At 58.5% G+C, this 18,361-nt stretch carries 13 protein-coding genes and 1 pseudogene; 7 read left to right on the forward strand and 7 right to left on the reverse strand.

The window, feature by feature from the left end; genetic code table 11:
- Positions 1-11: 11 nt before the first annotated feature.
- Together SPBM01_RS17500 and SPBM01_RS17505 are read left to right on the forward strand one after the other, a co-directional pair.
- Entirely contained in the window at positions 12-782 is a 771-nt protein-coding gene (locus tag SPBM01_RS17500; RefSeq protein WP_188062814.1) for an enoyl-CoA hydratase-related protein, read from the forward strand.
- Between the two features lie 64 nt (positions 783-846).
- A complete protein-coding gene (locus tag SPBM01_RS17505; RefSeq protein WP_188062815.1) occupies positions 847-1,617 on the forward strand; it encodes an SDR family NAD(P)-dependent oxidoreductase in 771 nt (256 codons plus the stop codon).
- A 56-nt stretch (positions 1,618-1,673) separates the two neighbouring features.
- Here the strand turns inward: SPBM01_RS17505 and SPBM01_RS17510 are convergent, their stop codons facing one another.
- The 4 genes from SPBM01_RS17510 to SPBM01_RS17530 form a co-directional block, all read right to left on the reverse strand.
- The gene (locus SPBM01_RS17510) at positions 1,674-3,308 is read right to left on the reverse strand and encodes a flavin-containing monooxygenase (protein WP_188062816.1); all 1,635 of its coding nucleotides are present in this window, start codon (positions 3,306-3,308) and stop codon (positions 1,674-1,676) included.
- 134 nt (positions 3,309-3,442) lie between these two features.
- The gene (locus SPBM01_RS17515) at positions 3,443-5,740 is read right to left on the reverse strand and encodes a TonB-dependent receptor (protein ID WP_262504248.1); all 2,298 of its coding nucleotides are present in this window, start codon (positions 5,738-5,740) and stop codon (positions 3,443-3,445) included.
- Positions 5,741-6,961: 1,221 nt separating this feature from the next.
- Positions 6,962-8,149, reverse strand: coding sequence for an IS91 family transposase (locus SPBM01_RS17525; protein ID WP_188062819.1), 1,188 nt, complete (start codon positions 8,147-8,149; stop codon positions 6,962-6,964).
- Positions 8,150-8,184: 35 nt separating this feature from the next.
- On the reverse strand, positions 8,185-9,027 hold the full coding sequence (locus tag SPBM01_RS17530) for a tyrosine-type recombinase/integrase (RefSeq protein ID WP_262504249.1): 843 nt from the start codon (positions 9,025-9,027) through the stop codon (positions 8,185-8,187).
- A 358-nt stretch (positions 9,028-9,385) separates the two neighbouring features.
- On the opposite strand from SPBM01_RS17530, the gene SPBM01_RS17535 reads away from it, so the two are divergent.
- Both SPBM01_RS17535 and SPBM01_RS17540 read left to right on the forward strand, forming a co-directional pair.
- On the forward strand, positions 9,386-10,297 hold the full coding sequence (locus SPBM01_RS17535) for a histone deacetylase (RefSeq protein WP_188062820.1): 912 nt from the start codon (positions 9,386-9,388) through the stop codon (positions 10,295-10,297).
- Positions 10,298-10,592: 295 nt separating this feature from the next.
- A pseudogene (locus SPBM01_RS17540) lies at positions 10,593-11,132 on the forward strand (IS3 family transposase); the annotation flags it as partial.
- Positions 11,133-11,375: 243 nt separating this feature from the next.
- Here SPBM01_RS17540 and SPBM01_RS22250 read toward each other — a convergent pair.
- Positions 11,376-11,540 (reverse strand): phage integrase N-terminal SAM-like domain-containing protein, encoded by a 165-nt coding sequence (locus tag SPBM01_RS22250; RefSeq protein ID WP_223177729.1) that lies wholly within the window; start codon positions 11,538-11,540, stop codon positions 11,376-11,378.
- Between the two features lie 110 nt (positions 11,541-11,650).
- On the opposite strand from SPBM01_RS22250, the gene SPBM01_RS17550 reads away from it, so the two are divergent.
- Positions 11,651-12,496, forward strand: a complete 846-nt coding sequence (locus tag SPBM01_RS17550; protein ID WP_188062694.1) for an IS5 family transposase — start codon at positions 11,651-11,653, stop codon at positions 12,494-12,496.
- 268 nt (positions 12,497-12,764) lie between these two features.
- Here the strand turns inward: SPBM01_RS17550 and SPBM01_RS17555 are convergent, their stop codons facing one another.
- Positions 12,765-13,940 (reverse strand): transposase, encoded by a 1,176-nt coding sequence (locus tag SPBM01_RS17555; protein WP_223177730.1) that lies wholly within the window; start codon positions 13,938-13,940, stop codon positions 12,765-12,767.
- A gap of 105 nt (positions 13,941-14,045) precedes the next feature.
- On the opposite strand from SPBM01_RS17555, the gene SPBM01_RS17560 reads away from it, so the two are divergent.
- Positions 14,046-14,330 (forward strand): hypothetical protein, encoded by a 285-nt coding sequence (locus SPBM01_RS17560; RefSeq protein WP_119750773.1) that lies wholly within the window; start codon positions 14,046-14,048, stop codon positions 14,328-14,330.
- 135 nt (positions 14,331-14,465) lie between these two features.
- Here the strand turns inward: SPBM01_RS17560 and SPBM01_RS17565 are convergent, their stop codons facing one another.
- Positions 14,466-15,434 (reverse strand): helix-turn-helix domain-containing protein, encoded by a 969-nt coding sequence (locus tag SPBM01_RS17565; RefSeq protein WP_188062821.1) that lies wholly within the window; start codon positions 15,432-15,434, stop codon positions 14,466-14,468.
- A 380-nt stretch (positions 15,435-15,814) separates the two neighbouring features.
- On the opposite strand from SPBM01_RS17565, the gene SPBM01_RS17570 reads away from it, so the two are divergent.
- A complete protein-coding gene (locus SPBM01_RS17570) occupies positions 15,815-18,337 on the forward strand; it encodes a TonB-dependent receptor (protein ID WP_188062822.1) in 2,523 nt (840 codons plus the stop codon).
- The last annotated feature ends 24 nt before the right edge of the window (positions 18,338-18,361 follow it).

Consider the following 18,361-nt stretch of genomic DNA (forward strand, 5'->3'; position numbering starts at 1 on the left):
AGCCAACGCCCATGGCATTGATCGAGTTCGACGTTCGGGGAAAGGTGGCGGAGGTCCGTCTCAACCGGCCCGCAGTCCTCAACGCCATCAATGCGGAGATGGACCGGGCGCTGGCGCAGGCGTGGGCGCGGATCGACGGCGATCCCGATATTCGCGTCGCGATCCTGACCGGCGCCGGGGATCGCGCCTTTTGCGCAGGGGCGGATATGTCGGACCCGCCCACCGGGCAGGACGGGCTTTCGTTCGGCGGCGGGCTGACTGGCATTGGCGGCCGCCTCGTGCCTCTGCAAAAGCCGCTGATCGCGGTGGTCCATGGGCATGTCCTTGGCCTTGGCTTCGAACTGGCGATGTGCGCCGACATACTGATCGCGGCGGACGACACGCAATTCCGACTGCCGGAGGCGCGGGCGGGATTTATCGACCATTGCGGTGTCGTGCATCGTGCGATCCGTCAACTGCCCCATCATGTGGCGATGGCAATGATCGTCGCGAGCGAACCGCTCGATGCGGCCCGTGCCTTGCAATTCGGCCTGGTCAACGAGATCGCTGCGAGGGCGGAAATGGCCGCCACGACCGAACTGTGGACCCAGAAGATTCTCGCCTGCGCGCCCCTGGCAGCGCAGGCCAGCAAGCAGGCCGCGCTGCTGGGTCTGGAACATGGACTGCGCGAGGCGCTCGATCGACGCTATCCGCTGATCGACGCCTATGTGGCGACGGCAGACTGTATCGAAGCCGCCGCGGCATGGAAGGAAAAGCGCGTGCCGACCTGGCAAGGCCGGTGAAGGCCACAAGCCATGCGCGATCTTTAGGGTGCAGCCTGGCTGCTTGAAGAAAGGGGCTACTTTCATGGAATTGCACGGCAAGAAGATCATCGTGACCGGGGCGGCGCAAGGCATCGGGGCATCCGCCCTTCGCGCCTATGTGGCGGCTGGCGCGCATGTCGCCGCGATGGACATCGACGCGGCGCAGGGCGAAGCGATCGCCGCCAGCGCGACCGCCAAGGGGCCGGGATCGGCATTTTTCATTGCGTGCGACGTGGGCGATCGCGCCATGGTGGACGCCGCCTTCGATGCGGCCGTGGCCCGTCTGGGCGGGCTTGACGTGCTGGCCCATATTGCCGGCGTCCATCGCCATGCCGCCACGCACGATGTCCCTGACGAGACACTGGCCTGGCTTTTCAACGTCAATGTGAACGGCACCATCTATACCAATGGCGCTGCCTATCGACATATGCCGGACGGCGGCTCGATCATTAACTTCGGGTCGGAATCCGGGCTGACCGCCGAAATCAACAACGCCGTCTATGGTGCGTCGAAGGCGGCGGTCCACGCCTGGACCCGCAGCGTCGCGCGCGAGTGGGGCAAACGCAACATTCGCATGAATGCCGTGCTGCCCTACATAGTCACCCCCATGTATGCGCGGTTCCGCGAGGCCTTGTCCCCGGAGGATCTGGCCGCCCATGACAAGGCGACGGCCGAGCAGATCCCGCTGGGCGGGAAGTTCGGCGATGCGGATGTGGACCTCGCGCCTGTGCTGCTATTCCTGGCAAGCGATGGTTCGCGCTTTATCACCGGGCAACTGATCCCCGTCGATGGCGGGCTGATCTCCGTTCGGTGATTTTGAGGGCATCTGGACGGTTATCCGCTCTCAATCGAGCGGATAACCGTCCGGCTTCATGCCAATTCAAATCCCTCATAGCCGCCATAGGCGACCTCTTCGCAACGCTTGCGATATTCCGGGCCACCGCCGACATAGACGAGGGTGCGGCGCACGATCGTGCCATCCGGCTTGTTGGTGACCCTGACCCACCAGGCATTAGTATCAGCCATTAGCGTCCTGGCAAAATCGGCATATACTGCGTCGGTCCACTGCTTTTCGGCTGCGTGCGACGGCTGCGCATAGGTGAGGCCGCCCGCCTTCATATAGCATAGCATCTGCGTCACCCACTCCGCCTGAAGCGCGCCGCACACCCCGACATTGCAAAATGCCGAGCCATTATGGGGTCCGACCAGAGTGTAGAAATTGGGAAAGCCGCGCGCCTGAAGGCCCAGATAGGTTGACGGTCCATCAACCCAGGCGTCGATCAACCGCAAGCCGTCATGGCCACGGATATCGATCCGGTCGAGCGATCCGGTAATGCCGTCAAACCCAGTCGCAAAGATGATGACATCCAGATCATATATCTTGTCGCCAATCTTCGCGCCTTGCGCGACGAACTCGTCGATTGGCGTCGTCTTTATATCGACCAGATGGACGTTGGGCTGGTTGTAGGTTTCATAATAGTTGGTTTCCATTGGCACACGCTTCGCGCCGAATGGATGATCCACCGGGATGAGTTTTTCGGCAACCTGCGGATCGTCAACCCGCTGCCTGATTTTCCCTGCGACGAAATCGGCCAAAATCTTGTTGGATTCTTTGCTCAATAACAGATCGCGAAAGCTGCTGAGCCAGATGCCATATCCGGGGCGATCATAAAGCTCCTCGAAAAATTCGGTTCGTTCCTTTTCCGGGACTTCAGATGCCTTGCGCGTATCGCGATGATAGGGGAAGGCGGTAGGCGTCGTTTTCACATATTCCAATACGGTGGGGAAACGTGCCTTGATCAGGTCCATTTCCTCATCGCTCAGAGCCGAATTGCCAAGCGGCGTACACCAGTTGGGCGTGCGCTGAAACACGAACAGATCCTGCGCGGTTTCCGCGACGATGGGAATGATCTGCACACCTGTCGCTCCGGTGCCGATCACCCCGACCCGCTTTCCGGTGAAGTCGATATTTCTGGGCTTTCCGTCCGCGTCCCTGGGCCAGCGCGACGAATGGAACGCTTCGCCCTGGAACAGATCCAGCCCCTTATAATCGGGCATCGCAGACGCCGACAGCGGGCCGGTGGCCGAAATCAGATAGCGGCAGGTCAGATCGGTGCCATCGTCCAGCCTGATGTCCCAGACATTACCCGCGTCATTATAATGGGCCGATACGACCTTGGTCTTGAACTTGTAGAAGCGGCGAATATCCATCTTGTCGGCCGCCGCGTTGACGTAACGCAGCATTTCAGGCTGGCCTGCGAAATTCTCGCTCCACCGCCACTCGGGGATGATGCCTTTCAGCGCGAAATAGCCGTAGGCATAGCTTTCGGTATCCAGCCGGCAACCGGGATAGCGGTTCCAATACCATGTCCCTCCGACATCTTCGGCCGCGTCGACACCCAGCACGCTCATTCCGTTCTGGTCGAGCAGGTAGGTTTGATAGATGCCGGTTACGCCCGCACCGATCACCACTGCGTCATAGTCGGGGTTCATAATAGTCGGCATGGTCTGTGACTTTCTTGGCGCGATGGTCCGGCCCATCGCCCGAAGATGCGCAACTACGGGCATATGGATCTGATCGGCAGGATTTTGGGCAATATGGGCAGGGGCAATGCGCCCCTGCCCTCGATCATTCGACCTTAAAAACGATAGGTCACTTCCGCGCCAAAGGTCTGGGGCTCGCCCCAGATTGCCGTATTGAAGCCGCCGCTGCCGCCTTCGACATAGCCCGAATTATAGTAAAATTCGTCGAGCAGATTCTTGGCATAGGCCGCGACCGAGAATTTGCTGCCCATCACCTCGTTCCAGCTCAAGCGAACGTCGACGGTCGCGTAGCCAGGCAATTTGGTGCGCGGCGTTATCGACCCTTCATTGTTCGAAAAATGGGTCGAAGTCTGGCCGAACACGTCGGTACGCAGCTTCACCTTCCCGACATCTTCCGACAGGGGCATGGTGATTTCGGCAAAGACCGAACCGGCCCATTTGGGGGCATCGGAATAGGTGTCGAACGGGATTATCGGTCCACCCAGCGGCGCAAGATCTACGATATTCTTGGTGAATTTCGCGTCGGTATAGGCACCCGATATGCCAAGTTCCAGCCAATCGCTGGGTTTGACGTTGGCGTCGAACTCCACGCCCTGAATGCGCTTTTCAGGCACGTTCACGGTGAACGCCGACGGGCCTGCCCCCAGGTCGACGAACAGCGAATGCTGCGCGTCCTTCACAATCTGGCGATAGATGGCCAGATTGATCCGTGTCGGCATGGCCCCGATATAGTCGTTGAACTTGTAACCCAGTTCGAAATCATAGGTGTTTTCATTGTCGAAGAAATTGGCGTTGTTGAATGGCCCGACCGCGCCATTGAAACCACCCGCGCGGAAACTGCCGCGTTGCGCGAAATAGACCATGTTGCCGGAATTGATCTGATATTGGATATTGAAGGTCCAGCTTGGATCCTTCAGCTTGGCCTCCTGCTTGAGCGGCGTGGCGCCACTCAGGTTGAACAGGCTTCCCGCCTTCTGGCGAAGGCTCACCGTTTCCCAGCTATAGCGTCCGCCGGCCGTCACGCTCAGCTTGTCGGTCACGGCATAAGTCAACTGGCCGAACACAGCCTTAGATTCGTTTCCGACTTCATAATTATAGGCAATGTCGGCCAGCGGCGTCGGCAATTCCGCACCGACGATCACCGGAATATATTCCTGCTTTGTCGTGTCCGAATAAAAGACGCCCAATATATATTCCAGGCCGCCGGTTTTCCCCTGAAGCTGAAGCTCGTTGGAAATCCGCTCGGTGCTGAACTCCTCGCCACCGGGAGGACCATTGCCCAGACCGGAACGATTGTAGAGGCTCAATGAACCAAAGGGTGAGCCAGTCAGAATGCCCGGCGTGCGCGCGAAGGCATCGGCATAGTTGAAGATATTCTTGAGAACCACATCATCACCGATTTCCGCTTCGACGGTATTGGTGATGAACGCCGTATGTGCCTTGTGGGGGAGGTCATAGCTCAGCCAGACCTTGTAGGGGTTTGCCTGTTGCCATGCCAGATAACCCGGCACGGCGCCTGGCCATGTCCCGTCGCCACGCGGTCCATTGCCAAGCAATGGCGCAAAAGGACTGTTCAAGCCGTAAAGTGCATCGAGCGTGCTGTTGAGCACATAGCCATTGTTGGTTTCGCCCACCGAATGATAGGAATAGAGGCCGCCCGCGCCTTCCGATCCGCCGAAATCGCTATACTGCGCGACGGTCGTCATTTTGAAACCGTCCCGTGGCTCGATCACGACCGTGATACGACCGGAAAGCGAGTCCGTGTCGCCTAGCGTGTTGCCCGTGTTGATGTTGCGGATGTAGCCATCCTGCTTGTTATAATCACCCGCGACGCGGACCTTGATGATGTCGGAAACCGGAATATCCAGAGCGCCCTGAACCTGGATATAGTTCCGCTGGCCACCCTTTACCGTCAGGAACCCGCCAAAGTCGTCACCCGGCTTGGTCGTTTCGTACAGGATCGCGCCGCCGGTTGCGTTGCGACCGAACAAGGTGCCCTGCGGTCCTTTGAGAACCTGAACCGAATTAAAGTCGAAAAAGGCCGTCGATGTATTGCCTTCGGTGGCCGGCGCTTCGTTGATATAGGTCAAAACGGCGGGACTGGAGCCGGAAAACGGATCGAGCGTCTGGCCACGCAGCGTAAAGTTGAGCTGGTTGGAGTTCTGGCCGCTTTTGACGATCAAGCCGGGAACCAGCGCCGCCAGATCCTGTTCACTGGCCACATTGCGCGACTGAAGCGTATCGGCGTTGAAAGCCGCGACGGCCACCGGCACTTTGGACAGGGACTGTTCCCGACGCTGAGCGGTGACGACAATGTCGGCTGGTGACGCAATTTTTTCGTTGCCCTGACCCTGGGCCTCAGCCCCTGGCGCATCCTGGCCCAATGCAGGCATGGCAGCCAGAATCCCTATGCTGGCAATGCCGCAAGCCAATTGTTGCTTAACATTCATATCACTCTCCCATTTTTGGCGTGCCCTATGAGCATCTTTGAGAGCGCCAGACTAACTATGATTAGGCAAATGTCAACCGGCAAGGCGCGACAGGGTGGCTTTCGCCAGAAGAGCTGTGCGCGAGGGGATGCAAGTCGTAACCCATAGTCCGATTTTCCATTACTTATCTGATATATAGATAATTCTCTGCGCTCGTTTATCGCGGCGGGAATTTCAGACGATCCTCCCCGGACGCAACATCCGCGCGTTAGGAAAAACAAATGAAAATTAGGCGAATGATCGATTCTCGCGCCTGGAACGGAGGCTGTTGGAAAGCGAGTATTTGGGGCGATCTAGACTCGGCTATAGGCCAGCGCTGGCGATGTACGATCACAGACAGCGATTCCCCCCTCTTTGTTAAACCGACAAAGACGTTTTTAACTGCGCCGAGATTATCTGTGGCGATAAGCGCGACGCGATCCAATGCGCGACATGACACACATCCTGTAGATCGGCGTGCAAAAGGGGGCGGCTACAGCGCCATCTGTTGCGCGCTCCCCGCAGCGATAGGGAGATGGTCGAAATCTTGCCCTGGCCCTGAAAGCTGAAACCGCCGAACGGCAGATGCTATCGGTATCCTATCAACTCAAGATCGCTCGGTTCCCGGCCTATCGCTATCTAGCCAGCATTGACCTTTTTCAGCAGCGGGATCAACGAGGCGCCGGTCGCCAGCTCCACCGTTGCCAATTTCGAGATCCCGCTGCCAATCCTCTTCTATCGCCAGCCTCCATCAAAGCTGGCTCCCTATGAATCACGCATTTCCCCCGCAGGGAATCTGGAGGGTTCTGTGAGGTCGCACGGCGCAACGCTGGCGTCGTGGTGCGGCGCGACCTCATTGAAGCCGGATTGAACGAGCCCGCTGACGCGCTCGCGAGCTATGGGATTAGTGCCGCGCCTCTGGTTGCGGGCGACCGGTCTGGGATGATCCGATATCACTGTGCTGGTGAGTACGATGCCGTATTGGCGGCATAGGTCGAGGTAATCGACGCGCCAAACGGATATTTGCGCGGACTTCGGGACGGCGCTGCTGTCCGGCGAGCGGAATTGCAAGATGGCAGACATGGGGGATCGTCAGCGCAGATGTCACGCCGCTGCCAAGTCGAATGTTCGATCGAGGTCCTGCGGTCATGACGTATCGGGCCACGGTCGCGACAGCCCGTTGCGCCATCGCGGCAGCGTGGCGGTGACGCGCAGAATGCCGCCACAGCATGGGCACTGGGTTGGATCAAAGTGCGGGAGCAGCCTGGTGGGCTCGCTGACCTCGGCCGCGGCGGTCGCAATCGGCTCCGTCGGGATCAGGATCTGCCGTATTGTGGCGAGCCGTGCCCGGCGGCAGCCGTTAGCGAGGAACCCATAGTGGCGAATGCGATGAAAGCCGTCTGGCAGGCTGTGGATGAGGAAGCGACGAATGAACTCGTGCGGATGAAGCGACATCTGCCTGGGCGCGTTGCCACGCCGGTAATCACGCCAGCGGAAGGTTACCTTGGTCTCGTCAGCGCTGACGAGGCGACTGTTGGCGATGGCGACCCGGTGTGTGTAGCGACCGAGATAGGCGAGGACATGTTCGGGCGATCCGAACGGCGGCTTGGCATAGACGATCCAGTTTTTGCGCCGCAGCTTGGCGATCGCTCCGGCAAAGACATCGGCGTCATCTAACTCATCCAGCTTGCCGGAGAAGCGTAGCCGCCCGGCTGCATGTGCCGCCTGGAGCCTTTCGAGGAATAGTCGCCGGAACAGGCGTGAGAGGACATGGACGGGCAAGAAGAAGTTCGGTCGGCAGCCGCGCCACTGTCCATCCGAACAAAGCGCGCCGCCCGGAACGAGACAGTGAATGTGCGGATGATGCGTGAGCGCCTGCCCCCACGTGTGAAGAATGGCCAGGAATCCGATCTCGCCACCAAGGTGCCTGGCATCGGCTGCGATGGTCTTGAGCGTCGCTGCGACCGCGTCAAACAAGATCGCATAAACAACCGCCTTATTGTGGAACGCGATCTCGGCGACTTCGCTCGGCACCGTGAACACGACGTGGAAATAGGGCACTGGCAACAGATCGGCTTGCGGGTCAGCGAGCCACCGTTCGCGCGTCGTGCTCTGGCACTTCGGGCAGTGCCGGTTGCGACAAGAGTTGTAAGCGACGCGGGCATGCGCGCAGTCCTCGCAGGCCTCGACGTGACCTCCAAGCGCAGCAGTTCGGCAGAGCTCGATCGCAGACATGACGCGCCGCTCGACGCGACCAAGATGGCTGTCGTTGGCGTGGCGATAGGCATGACCATGGCGGCGGAAAATATCCGCCACCTCCAGATCGGAACGCACGGTCCCGGCTCAGGCGGGCGGCACCACCTCGAGCGTCAAACGGTCGAGCGGCTCTGCGCCGCAGCGATCGTGGTCGTGGCAACCTGGGTATAGCGCGCTGTCGTCGAGAGACTATTATGCCCCAACAACACCTGGATAATGCGGATATCGACGCCGCTCTCGAGCAAATGAGTGGCAAAGCTGTGGCGCAGCGTGTGCACGCTGACCTTCTTGGTCAACCCCGCCGCCTTGGTGGCTGACCGGCACGCCGAATGGAGCACAGTCACGTCGATCGGCCTCTCGCCCCGACCAGGGAATAACCAGTCGGTCGGACGGGTCAGCCGCCAATACGTCCTCAGGATATCGAGCAACTGAGCCGAAAGCATCACTGTGCGATCCTTGGCACCCTTGCCGTGGCGAACCTGCAGCAGCATCCGGTCGCTGTCGATATCGCCAATCTTCAGGCTCACCGCTTCCGATACGCGTAGTCCCGCAGCATAGGCAGTGGTCAGCGCGGCACGGGACTTCAACGACGGCACCGCCTCAAGAAAGCGTACCACCTCGTCGGGACTTAAGATCGCGGGCAGCTTGCGAGGCGTGCGCGCATAGGCGATCCGCTCGGGTATCTCGCCCCGGTTCAGCGTCACCCCATAGAAAAAGCGCAATGCGCACACGGTCTGGTTCAGCGATGGCCAGGAAATCCCCTGCGACACGAGATAGACCTGAAATGCCCGGACATCCTCCAGCCCAAGCCGATCCGGTGAACGTCCAAAGTGACGACTGAACTTCGTGACGGCGTGAAGGTAGGAACGCTGGGTAGCCGGCGACAAGTTGCGCAACATCATGTCGTCGATCATACGACGGCGCAGCGGGCTAACCGCTGTTGTGGTATCAGCCATGGGGTGGTCTCCTGATCAGGGGTTGGTCTCAGCAACCAAACCTTCTCATCAGGAGGCCATTCCAGCCAATACCTACACATCTCCCGCGTCAGCGGGTTTGTTCAATCCCAAAAATTACACTTCTGCCAAAGTAGTGATAGATGTTTTTAATATAGGAAACGCAGTAGCAAGTCACAAGCTTCTGTTCTGGTGATCATAATAAGCCGACGGACGGTAGTTGGAGAAGAGCAATTTGCCGCTGGATGGTCGGCACGGCTCGCCTGTGTTGTCCATGGCGGAGGCTACCGGCAGAAATTCCAAGGCTTACGCCCAGCAATGCCGCTCGACCTGTACGCCTTGAAGTTCTACCTGTCAGGCGATGCTGCATGTCGTCCATCATCCCGGCTATGTGATTGAAACCGAGCGCACGGGTACTTTCCCGCATGACAAATATGCGCTGGTCATGCGTGCGCTGCGCGAAAGTGGCATAGCAATGACAGTCCATGCGCCCGAAGCGATGCCGCGAGAATGGCTCGAAGCGGTCCACGAATCTGCCTATGTTGACGAAGTCATCGGCTGCTCGGTGCCAGCGGCCAAGCAGCGCCGGATCGGCTTTACGATCGACGAGCCGATTTCCCGGCGATCGCAACTCTCCCCCGGTGGAACATGGCTCGCGGCGAAGCTGGCGCTTCAGCACGGATTTGCTGCAAATTCCGCTGGCGGCAGCCATCACGCCCAGGCCGATTCGGGCGCGGGCTATTGCGTATTCAATGATCTGGCGCTCGCCGCCAACAGGCTGATCGAGGAGGGCAACGTGTCGCGCATCTTAATCCTCGATCTCGACGTGCATCAGGGTGATGGCACTGCGGCCCTGACCGCAGGGCGCAGCGACATCTTCACGCTTTCCATTCATGCCGAAAAGAATTTCCCCGCACGCAAGGCACGCTCGTCACTGGATGTCGGACTACCCGATGCAACGGGCGATGCCGGCTATCTGAAAGCTCTGGCCGGATCGCTGCCCATGGTCCTCGATCATTTCGTGCCGGAACTGATCCTTTTGCAGGCAGGTGTCGATGCCCATGCGGACGACAAACTGGGCCGGTTGTCCTTGACCGACCATGGCCTTGCGGACCGCGACCGCTTTGTGGCGACAGAAGCGAAGCGGCGCGGCATTCCGTTGGCCAGTACGCTGGGTGGTGGCTATGGCGCGGACCGCAAAGCCGTGGCCGTGCGGCACGCGCGTACGATCCTCGCCCTTTCCGCCACGATCAACCCGTGGGATGCCGTTTGATCGAGCGGGCTTACTGGGCTGCATTCCTATTTCCATTAAAGCCGATCGACATGTTTTTCGATCTCGTCGGGAACGGCCAGAACCGGACGGTCCGCAACTTAGGACGGAAAACTGGAAGCTGACAGTTGAACCGCTCCGGGTTTGCCGGAGGCTCTAACTCCTGAGAAGGTGGAGCCTGTATGAGCAAGACAACGAACAAGTTTGCGCCGGAAGTTCGCGAACGCGCGGTACGGATGATTTTCGACCACGAGCGGGATCATCCCTCGCGATGAGCAGCGGTGGTGTCGATCGCGGAGATCCGACACGCCTGTCAGCGCGGGCACGGCAGGATGCGGCCCTCAAGCCCGAGGTCGCGCGCGTGTTTTCCGAGAACTTCGCGGCCTACGGTGCGCGCAAAGTCTGGCGGCAGATGATGCGGGAGGGCGTGTCCGTCGCCCGCTGTACAGTCGCGCGACTGATGCGCGAAATGGGCTTGGCAGTGGTGATCCGAGGCAAGCCGGTGCGCACCACGATCAGCGACAAGGCGGCGGCGTGCCCGCTCGATCACGTCAACCGCCAGTTCTACGCGCCAGCGCCGAACATGCTGTGGGTGTCGGACTTCACTTACGTTGCGACCTGGGCGGGGTTCGTCTACGTCGCCGTAGTCATCGATACCTATGCGCGGCGGATCGTCGGCTGGCAGGCCAGCCGGACGGCGCACGCCAGCTTCGTGCTGGATGCCTTGGAGCAGGCGCTTCACGATCGCCGGCCGACCGATCGGGGCGGCCTCATCCACCATAGCGATCGTGGCGCGCAATACGTGTCCATCAAGTACACCGAGCGCCTCGCCGAAGCCGAAGATCAATATTATGCTGCCGCAAACAATATCGATATGGCAGCGTGACTCACAACCCAACGCCTCCGGCAGACCCAGCGCGGTTCAAACAGCCGCAAGAAAGCGTACCACTTCATCGGGACTTAAGATCGCAGGCAGCTTGCGACGCGTGCGCGCATAGGCGATCCGCTCGGGTATCTCGCCCCGGTTCAGCGTCACCCCATAGAAAAAGTGCAATGCGCACACGGTCTGGTTCAGCGATGGTTAGAAAATCCCCTGCGACACGAGATAGACCTGAAATGCCCGGACATCCTCGAGCCCAAGCCGATCCGGTGAACGTCCAAAGTGACGACTGAACTTCGTGACGGCGTGAAGGTAGGAACGCTGGGGAGCCGACGACAAGTTGCGCAACATCATGTCGTCGATCATACGACGGCGCAGCGGGCTAACCGCTATTGAGAGGCTGACCGAAAAAGAAGTTGGGTGATATCAGCGAGAGGTGATTCAGTCGGAGTTGCGAAACGACGACGGAGTGACACATGTGGACCGACACCACCCGGCGGCAGTATGCCAGAGCCGAACTGCTTTTGCCAAGTGATCTGACTGACGCGGAATGGGCGATTTTGGAACCGCTGCTCCCACCGCGTTCGAAGCTCGGTCGTCCGCCAGTTTGGGATTACCGGCAGATTGTCGAGGCGATCCTTTATCTGCTTCGGGGCGGCCTGCCGTGGCGGATGCTGCCGCCAGGGCTATTTCCGCCCATGACCACGGTACAGCATTATTTCTACCGATGGAGCGCAATGGGTGTGTGGAAATCGATCAACCACGCCCTGCTGCTAATGGCACGTGAAGCGATGGGTCGGGAAGCTTCTCCCAGCGCGGGTGTCATCGATAGCCAAAGTGTGAAAACGACAGAAAGTGGCGGCCCACGGGGCTTTGACGCGGGCAAGAAGATCAAGGGTCGCAAACGGCACATCGTCACAGACACGCAGGGCCTGCTGGTCGGTGCCATCGTTCACACCGCCGATATCCAGGATCGCGACGGTGCGCCTGACGTCCTTGCCAGCATCCGCCAAACCTTCCCGTGGTTGCGTCACGTCTTCGCCGATGGGGGATATGCCGGGGACAAGCTGCGCACCGCGCTCACCAAAATCGGCACATGGACCTTGGACATAATTAAGCGCTCCGACGCCGCCAAGGGCTTCAAGCTTCTGCCACGCCGCTGGGTAGTCGAGCGGACAATCGCATGGCTGAACCGCAACCGCCGCCTCGCCAAGGACTTCGAGCGAACCATCGAAAGCGCCACCACCTGGCTTTTCATCGCATCCGTCAACCAAATTACCCGCAGAATCGCACGCGACTGTAATCAAACCGCTTCTTTATGAGTCAGCCTCTGAGCTCGACTTTGTACGATTAGGTAGCGAAGCATAGTGCTTGAGCCATACGTACGAGGCGGGTTGTCGGAATATAGTGCGGTTCTCGGGGCGGCGGGGATTGTTGATTAATGTCGCCGACCCAGAGCTGGAGGCGGACGGCGCCGATGGCGTCACTGAAGGTCAGGCTGGTTTTTCGATACCAGGCGGCGGAATAAGGGTTGCTTTTATTGGTTAGCAGATCGCCGGCCCCCTTCGACTGCCCGCCTGCGGCAGGCGCTCAGGACAGGCGATGCGATATAAGAGAGTAGAGACCCAACAGCGCCGGAGTGGTTCGCGCTATGGCTTTGTTGGTCCACTGGCGCTGTGTCTCGACACCCAGGTGAGCGCGGGTTTCGGCAAATGTGACCTCGATCTGCCACCGCCGGACGTAGAGGGCGATGATGTCGGCGGGCTCGAGGGTGATGTCGGTACTGAAGAAGGCTTGCGGCTCGCGCTTTCCGTCAGGGTCGCGAACCAGGACCCAGCGAACCGGCAAGACCGGGGTGCCCGGCCTGTACCATAAGGCGATGTCGGATGTGATCTCGAGCGTCTTGCCGTTGACATGGCCATACCAGGCAGAGACGAGGACGCTTGTCCAGCGCGTCGCCGGATTGGCGAGCAGGGTCTTGAGCTTGGGCAGTGCTGGCCCTTTCTGTGCCGGCCGTCCCATCGTGCGTGATGTTCGCCTCGCAGGCGGCGCAAACAGGCTGGCATCCAACCGCAGCCGGCTGATGAGCGTTGCCCGAGGCGTAATGGCATGGGCCAGTTCGTGGACGGCAAAGCTGCTGTCGCCGATGAAGACGATCCGACGACCTGGCAGCCAGCGAGACAGCTGCAGCGCGCCCTGGCGGGCCCAGTCCGTCAGCAGTTTGTGACGACAGCCGCGTTGACGGTTGGATCGTTCTGAAGGGGCAAGCAACGTCAGGATCGGCAGCGCCTTGATCAAGTTGGTCCACGACACCGGGGTGAGCACCATAAAGCTGAGCCAGCGCAGTCCGCTGGCTTTGACGAAATGGCCGTGACTGGAGCGGACCGGGTCTCGGTATATACCCCGGGCAGTGATCCTGCGCCCCCATCGCCGCTCAATGGTGTCGTCCATGCCAATGACAACGGGACCATCTGGCACGAGCCGTTCGACCACAATGCCGAGCAGTCGCCTGGCAACCGTACGGGAGCTCCAACGGGCGCGGTTGAGGACCTGGTGATAGGTGGCAAAGTTGGCAGCATGGGATCGGCCGGTCACACGCAGGCAGGACGTAACGGTCCGTTTGCCCGTGGCCAGCAGGCCGCCCATCACAAGAACAAGTACATGCTCCCAACTGGGGGCAGTGAAGCAGGGGCGCCATACCTGCATCCATTGGCGCAGGATCTGGGGGACGGCATCGCCGATAACGGCCTTGTTCTGGTCCAACATCCCATGCTTCGAATCCTAACTGAAGCACGTTGCAACGCTTGGGCTGTTGCCATGCGGCAAGTTGAATCGGATACGCTGTGACCTGAAGGCAGCTATGGATGCTCCATGAAAGACGACGAAATCATTCTACGCATCGAAACGTTTGACGCAGCCAACGGCGGTGGCGTGGGCTGGTACGAGGACAAAGGCGCTTACCATCTCTATCTGCTGGAAACCGACGCGCCGATCGCCCGCCTCAAGCCTGTCGGCACGCGCGACGAAGTCAGGCTCGGCTACTGGTCACACCGGCGAAAATGGGAAGATATTGACGATATGGGCGGATGCGTCTTGCCACTCGATCAGGCCCTCGACCACATCGCTGAAAACAGCATCTTCTGGACTTGGACCTGACCAAAAACGTACAAAGTCGAGCTAAGATGCCCGGCGCTTGCGTGTGCTGCGGACGGTTACCGCGGACGTGTGGCGCAAAAAGCCATGTCTGATTGTCGGTAACGATAATTGAGGGACCCAAGGCGATGGCATATGTTAACGATGATCGACCCGGAAAGCTCGCGGTGAACAACCAAAATGGGCTCTGAATTGTCGATTGAAATGACTGATGTTTCCAAAGCCATGCGAGTAGGCGATGTCGCTGATAGCCCGCGTCCTACCCTCCGTGCTTTCAAGATCTATGCGACAACGTTCAAGGCGCCGCATCCTGATCCAACGCGCTATAGAAATGCCCTCCCGCTCAAATAATTTGTTGAGATAGCGGACGCTGAGATGGTGCTCGCGCGCAATTGTGGGAAGATCGAGATCTTCATCGTCCAACCGGGATTCTATAAACTCTTGAACCCGCCGTAGCGCAGATGCTCGGTTCTGGGACGATACAGGCTGCAATTTGCTCGTATCTTTAGCCAAGGCGAGTCCGATCAGGTCAAGAAGGCTATTTGCGATTCTGTTGGCTTCCTGAGGAAGAAGACGGGATGCCTCTGCCAGCGCCGATCGCAAAAGACTCGATGCGACAAATCCTACTCCTGAATGACCATCGATCGTTTGTGCCATTATCTCGGCGACTGACGATAGTCGGCCCTCGAGACGGTAACGGGGAGCCTGAATCCAAAGCGCGTCGAAATTATCCGGCACTTCAATGCTATACGCGCGCGTACTATCGAGAATTGCAATATCCCCTGGAGTCAGATCGGCAGATTTCCCGCCCTGCGACAATCGGGCTGCACCCGAAATGAGATAGCCGATAAAGAAGTTATTGTGCCGCGAGGTTTTGATCAGTTCCTCTGAACGGAAGACCCGATGTGCGCCACCTTTTGTCACGGCGCGGATGAACGTCAGATCACCAAACGGATAGCGATACATACGTCCAACAAGCCGCTGGGCAGGATCTGTTTGCTCCACCTCCAATTCGACAAAGATGGATGATAGACCCTCCGCCCACGATGCCGCGTCTCCCCTGACAACAAAGGGCTTGGGTCGTCGCTTTAATGTGGCGTCGCTCACTATTCGTCCCCAGATACCTCTTTATGGTCAGATCAAGCGCAAAAAATGTCAACTCTAACCGGACAAACCGTGCCACAGTTGGCTGCTATCCAAAAGGCAAAAACAAATATTGTAATTTTTTAATCGTTATTTATCAATATATTATAATAATTTTCATACTAAAATACTCTGGCGTTTGTCAGTACCCTGACCAAGACCAATCCATCACGCTAATCCCTAGTAGTTCCTAATTTGCAAATTAATTGGGCCAGCCGCGCAAAGACTCGCCTGTCTCGTTGCGGCATAAGCTGCCTTAACGATGTGAGTGCTGAACGCTCGATCGCACATACGATCAGTCGAGATGACTGGCGATAGATCTTCGGATCGAAGGGGAGAGGTAAATGAACCAGTTTTTTGGAATCCGCCACGCACGCGCCGTTGCGCTGGCATCGGTAGCAACGATCTTCGTACCGGCACCTACGGTCTTTGCCCAGGAACCGGCTCAGACGACTGCGGCATCGCCCGCGTCTGGTGAACAAGCAGACAAGGGCGGTCTGGCTGACATCGTTGTAACGGCGCAAAAGCGCTCGGAAAGAGTCCAGGACGTTCCGATCGCGATTTCGGCTTTTTCGTCGCAGGCGCTGGCCTCCAAAGGTGTGACCGAGATCGCGGCCGTCGGCAACCTTGCTCCCAACGTAACGCTTGATGCCGGAACACCGTTTTCCGGGTCGTCGTCGGTGCTTTCCGCATATATCCGGGGCATTGGCCAGAATGATTTTGCATTCAATCTCGATCCAGGTGTCGGCATTTATCTGGACGGCGTTTATCTCGCGCGTTCGGTAGGTGCGAACCAGGATCTGCTGGATATCGAACGGATCGAGATCCTGAAAGGCCCGCAGGGCGACTTGTTCGGACGCAATTCGATCGGTGGCGCGATCTCGATCGTCACCCGCCGTCCTAGCGATACTTTCGCGGCCAAGGCCGAGGTAACGACGGGTCGGTTCAATCGCATTGACGTCAAGGGCGCAATTGACGTTCCTTTGACCTCCGACCTACGCTCGACGTTAAGCTTCTCCACCAAAAATCGAGACGGCTACCAGAAGCTCCTCCCATATCCGGGCGCCACGGCATCGGTAAGTGAGAGCGACAGCTTTCCCAGCTTCGGGCGCGGACACCCCAACGATTTTGGCGGATTTGGCGAATATACCGTTCGCGGGAAGCTTGAATGGCAGGCGACGCTAAACATCAGAGCGACGCTTACAGGTGACTATCTTCATCAGAACACCAATGGCGTAGCCAGTTCCATACTCAAGACGCACACGGACATTGCGACCGGCGGCGTGTTTGGATTTTTCTACAACACCTGCATCAACACGCCAGCCGCTATCCTGGCGACACTGCCTTTCGGCAAAATCTGCGGGCTACGGGCCAATGTTGGAACACCGCTGGCGGGCGTCAACGTCGACGGCGTCCCAGGCAATGATCATCTGACTTATGGCGACCAGTTCATTGCGCCATCCAAAGACACCACCTACGCGACCGGCAACAGCTTTTCGCGTCTCAACAATTATGGCGGTGCCTTGACTGTCGATTGGGACCTCGGTGGGCCCGTGCTCAAGTCCATCACCTCGTATCGCGAGCTTCGATGGAAGTCGGCACAGGACGAAGATGGTTCACCGCTCGCCTTCCTCGAGACATCGTTCGAGATGAACCAGCATCAGTTCAGCCAGGAATTTCAGCTGACCGGCAAGGCCGTTGACGATCGACTGAGCTATGTGGCCGGACTTTATTATTTCAACGAGGGCGGCAACTTGCACGATCTCGTGACATTCCCGGGCGGGCTGTTGCAGATAGACGGACAAAACCTTCTCTCTACAAAAGCGTATGCCGCTTATGCGCACCTGAACTACAAAATCACTGAACAGGTCAGTATAACGCTTGGCGGACGCTACACGGAGGAGAAGAAGCAGTTCGAGGGTCTACAGGCTGACCCGAACGGGACATTTTATAAGCTCAACGGCCTCGATCCCACGCCGGCGAACCGTGTAGCACTCTGCACCGCGACCGGTGGCGTGCTGTGCTACCCCGATCTGACCGATGTGCTCAGAATATATCCGCTTGGAAAAAATCGTCTGAATTTCAGCAATTTCTCTCCTAAAATCGGCCTCGAATATAAGCCCAGCCGCGATGTCATGCTCTACGCCTCCTATTCGCGGGGCTACAAAACGGGCGGCTGGACAACCAGGCTTACTCAACCGCCAGCGCTAGGCCAAACGGCTCCCAGCTTTGGCCCCGAAAAGGCGAACACTTTCGACGGCGGTATCAAATCGCAGTTCCTGGATCGCAAGGTCGTTCTGAACGTCTCCGGGTTCCATACTGACTATAAGAACATTCAGCTCACTGCGCAGGTTGGAACCTCGCCAACTATCGTCAACGCGGGCAACGCCGAAATCTATGGCTTCGAAGTCGAGCTTCAGGCCAGACCGGTCGAAGCGCTGACACTGTCAGCGAGCGTTGGCTATACCCACGCGCGTTATACCAATGTGCTGTTCGGTGCATCCGGTGTGACGACTGCGTCCAGCCTGCCAAAGACGCCGGAATGGAAATTCAATTTTAGTCCACAATATGTCGTGAGCCTTGGGAGTGGCGGAAGTGTTTTGTTCACCGCAGACTACACGCACACCAGTTCACTATTCAATGACACTGAAAATACTGTGCTTATAGCGCGTGGCGCGACGGATATGCTCAATGCTTCTGTCACCTACCGCGAGCCGAGCGAGCATTGGGAACTCTCCATTGGCGGCACGAACCTGCTCAATGAGCGCTATCTGACGACAGGCCAGAACCAGGTCGCCGGGGGCGTCACCTACGGCACCTATAGTCGACCGGTCGAATGGTACGCCACCGCTCGGGTCAAGTTCTAAATCAACCATTGCTCGCAGGCCTCC

Origin of the sequence: Sphingobium sp. KCTC 72723 (genome assembly GCF_014280435.1) — a bacterium.
In the GTDB taxonomy this organism is placed as follows: Bacteria; Pseudomonadota; Alphaproteobacteria; order Sphingomonadales; family Sphingomonadaceae; genus Sphingobium.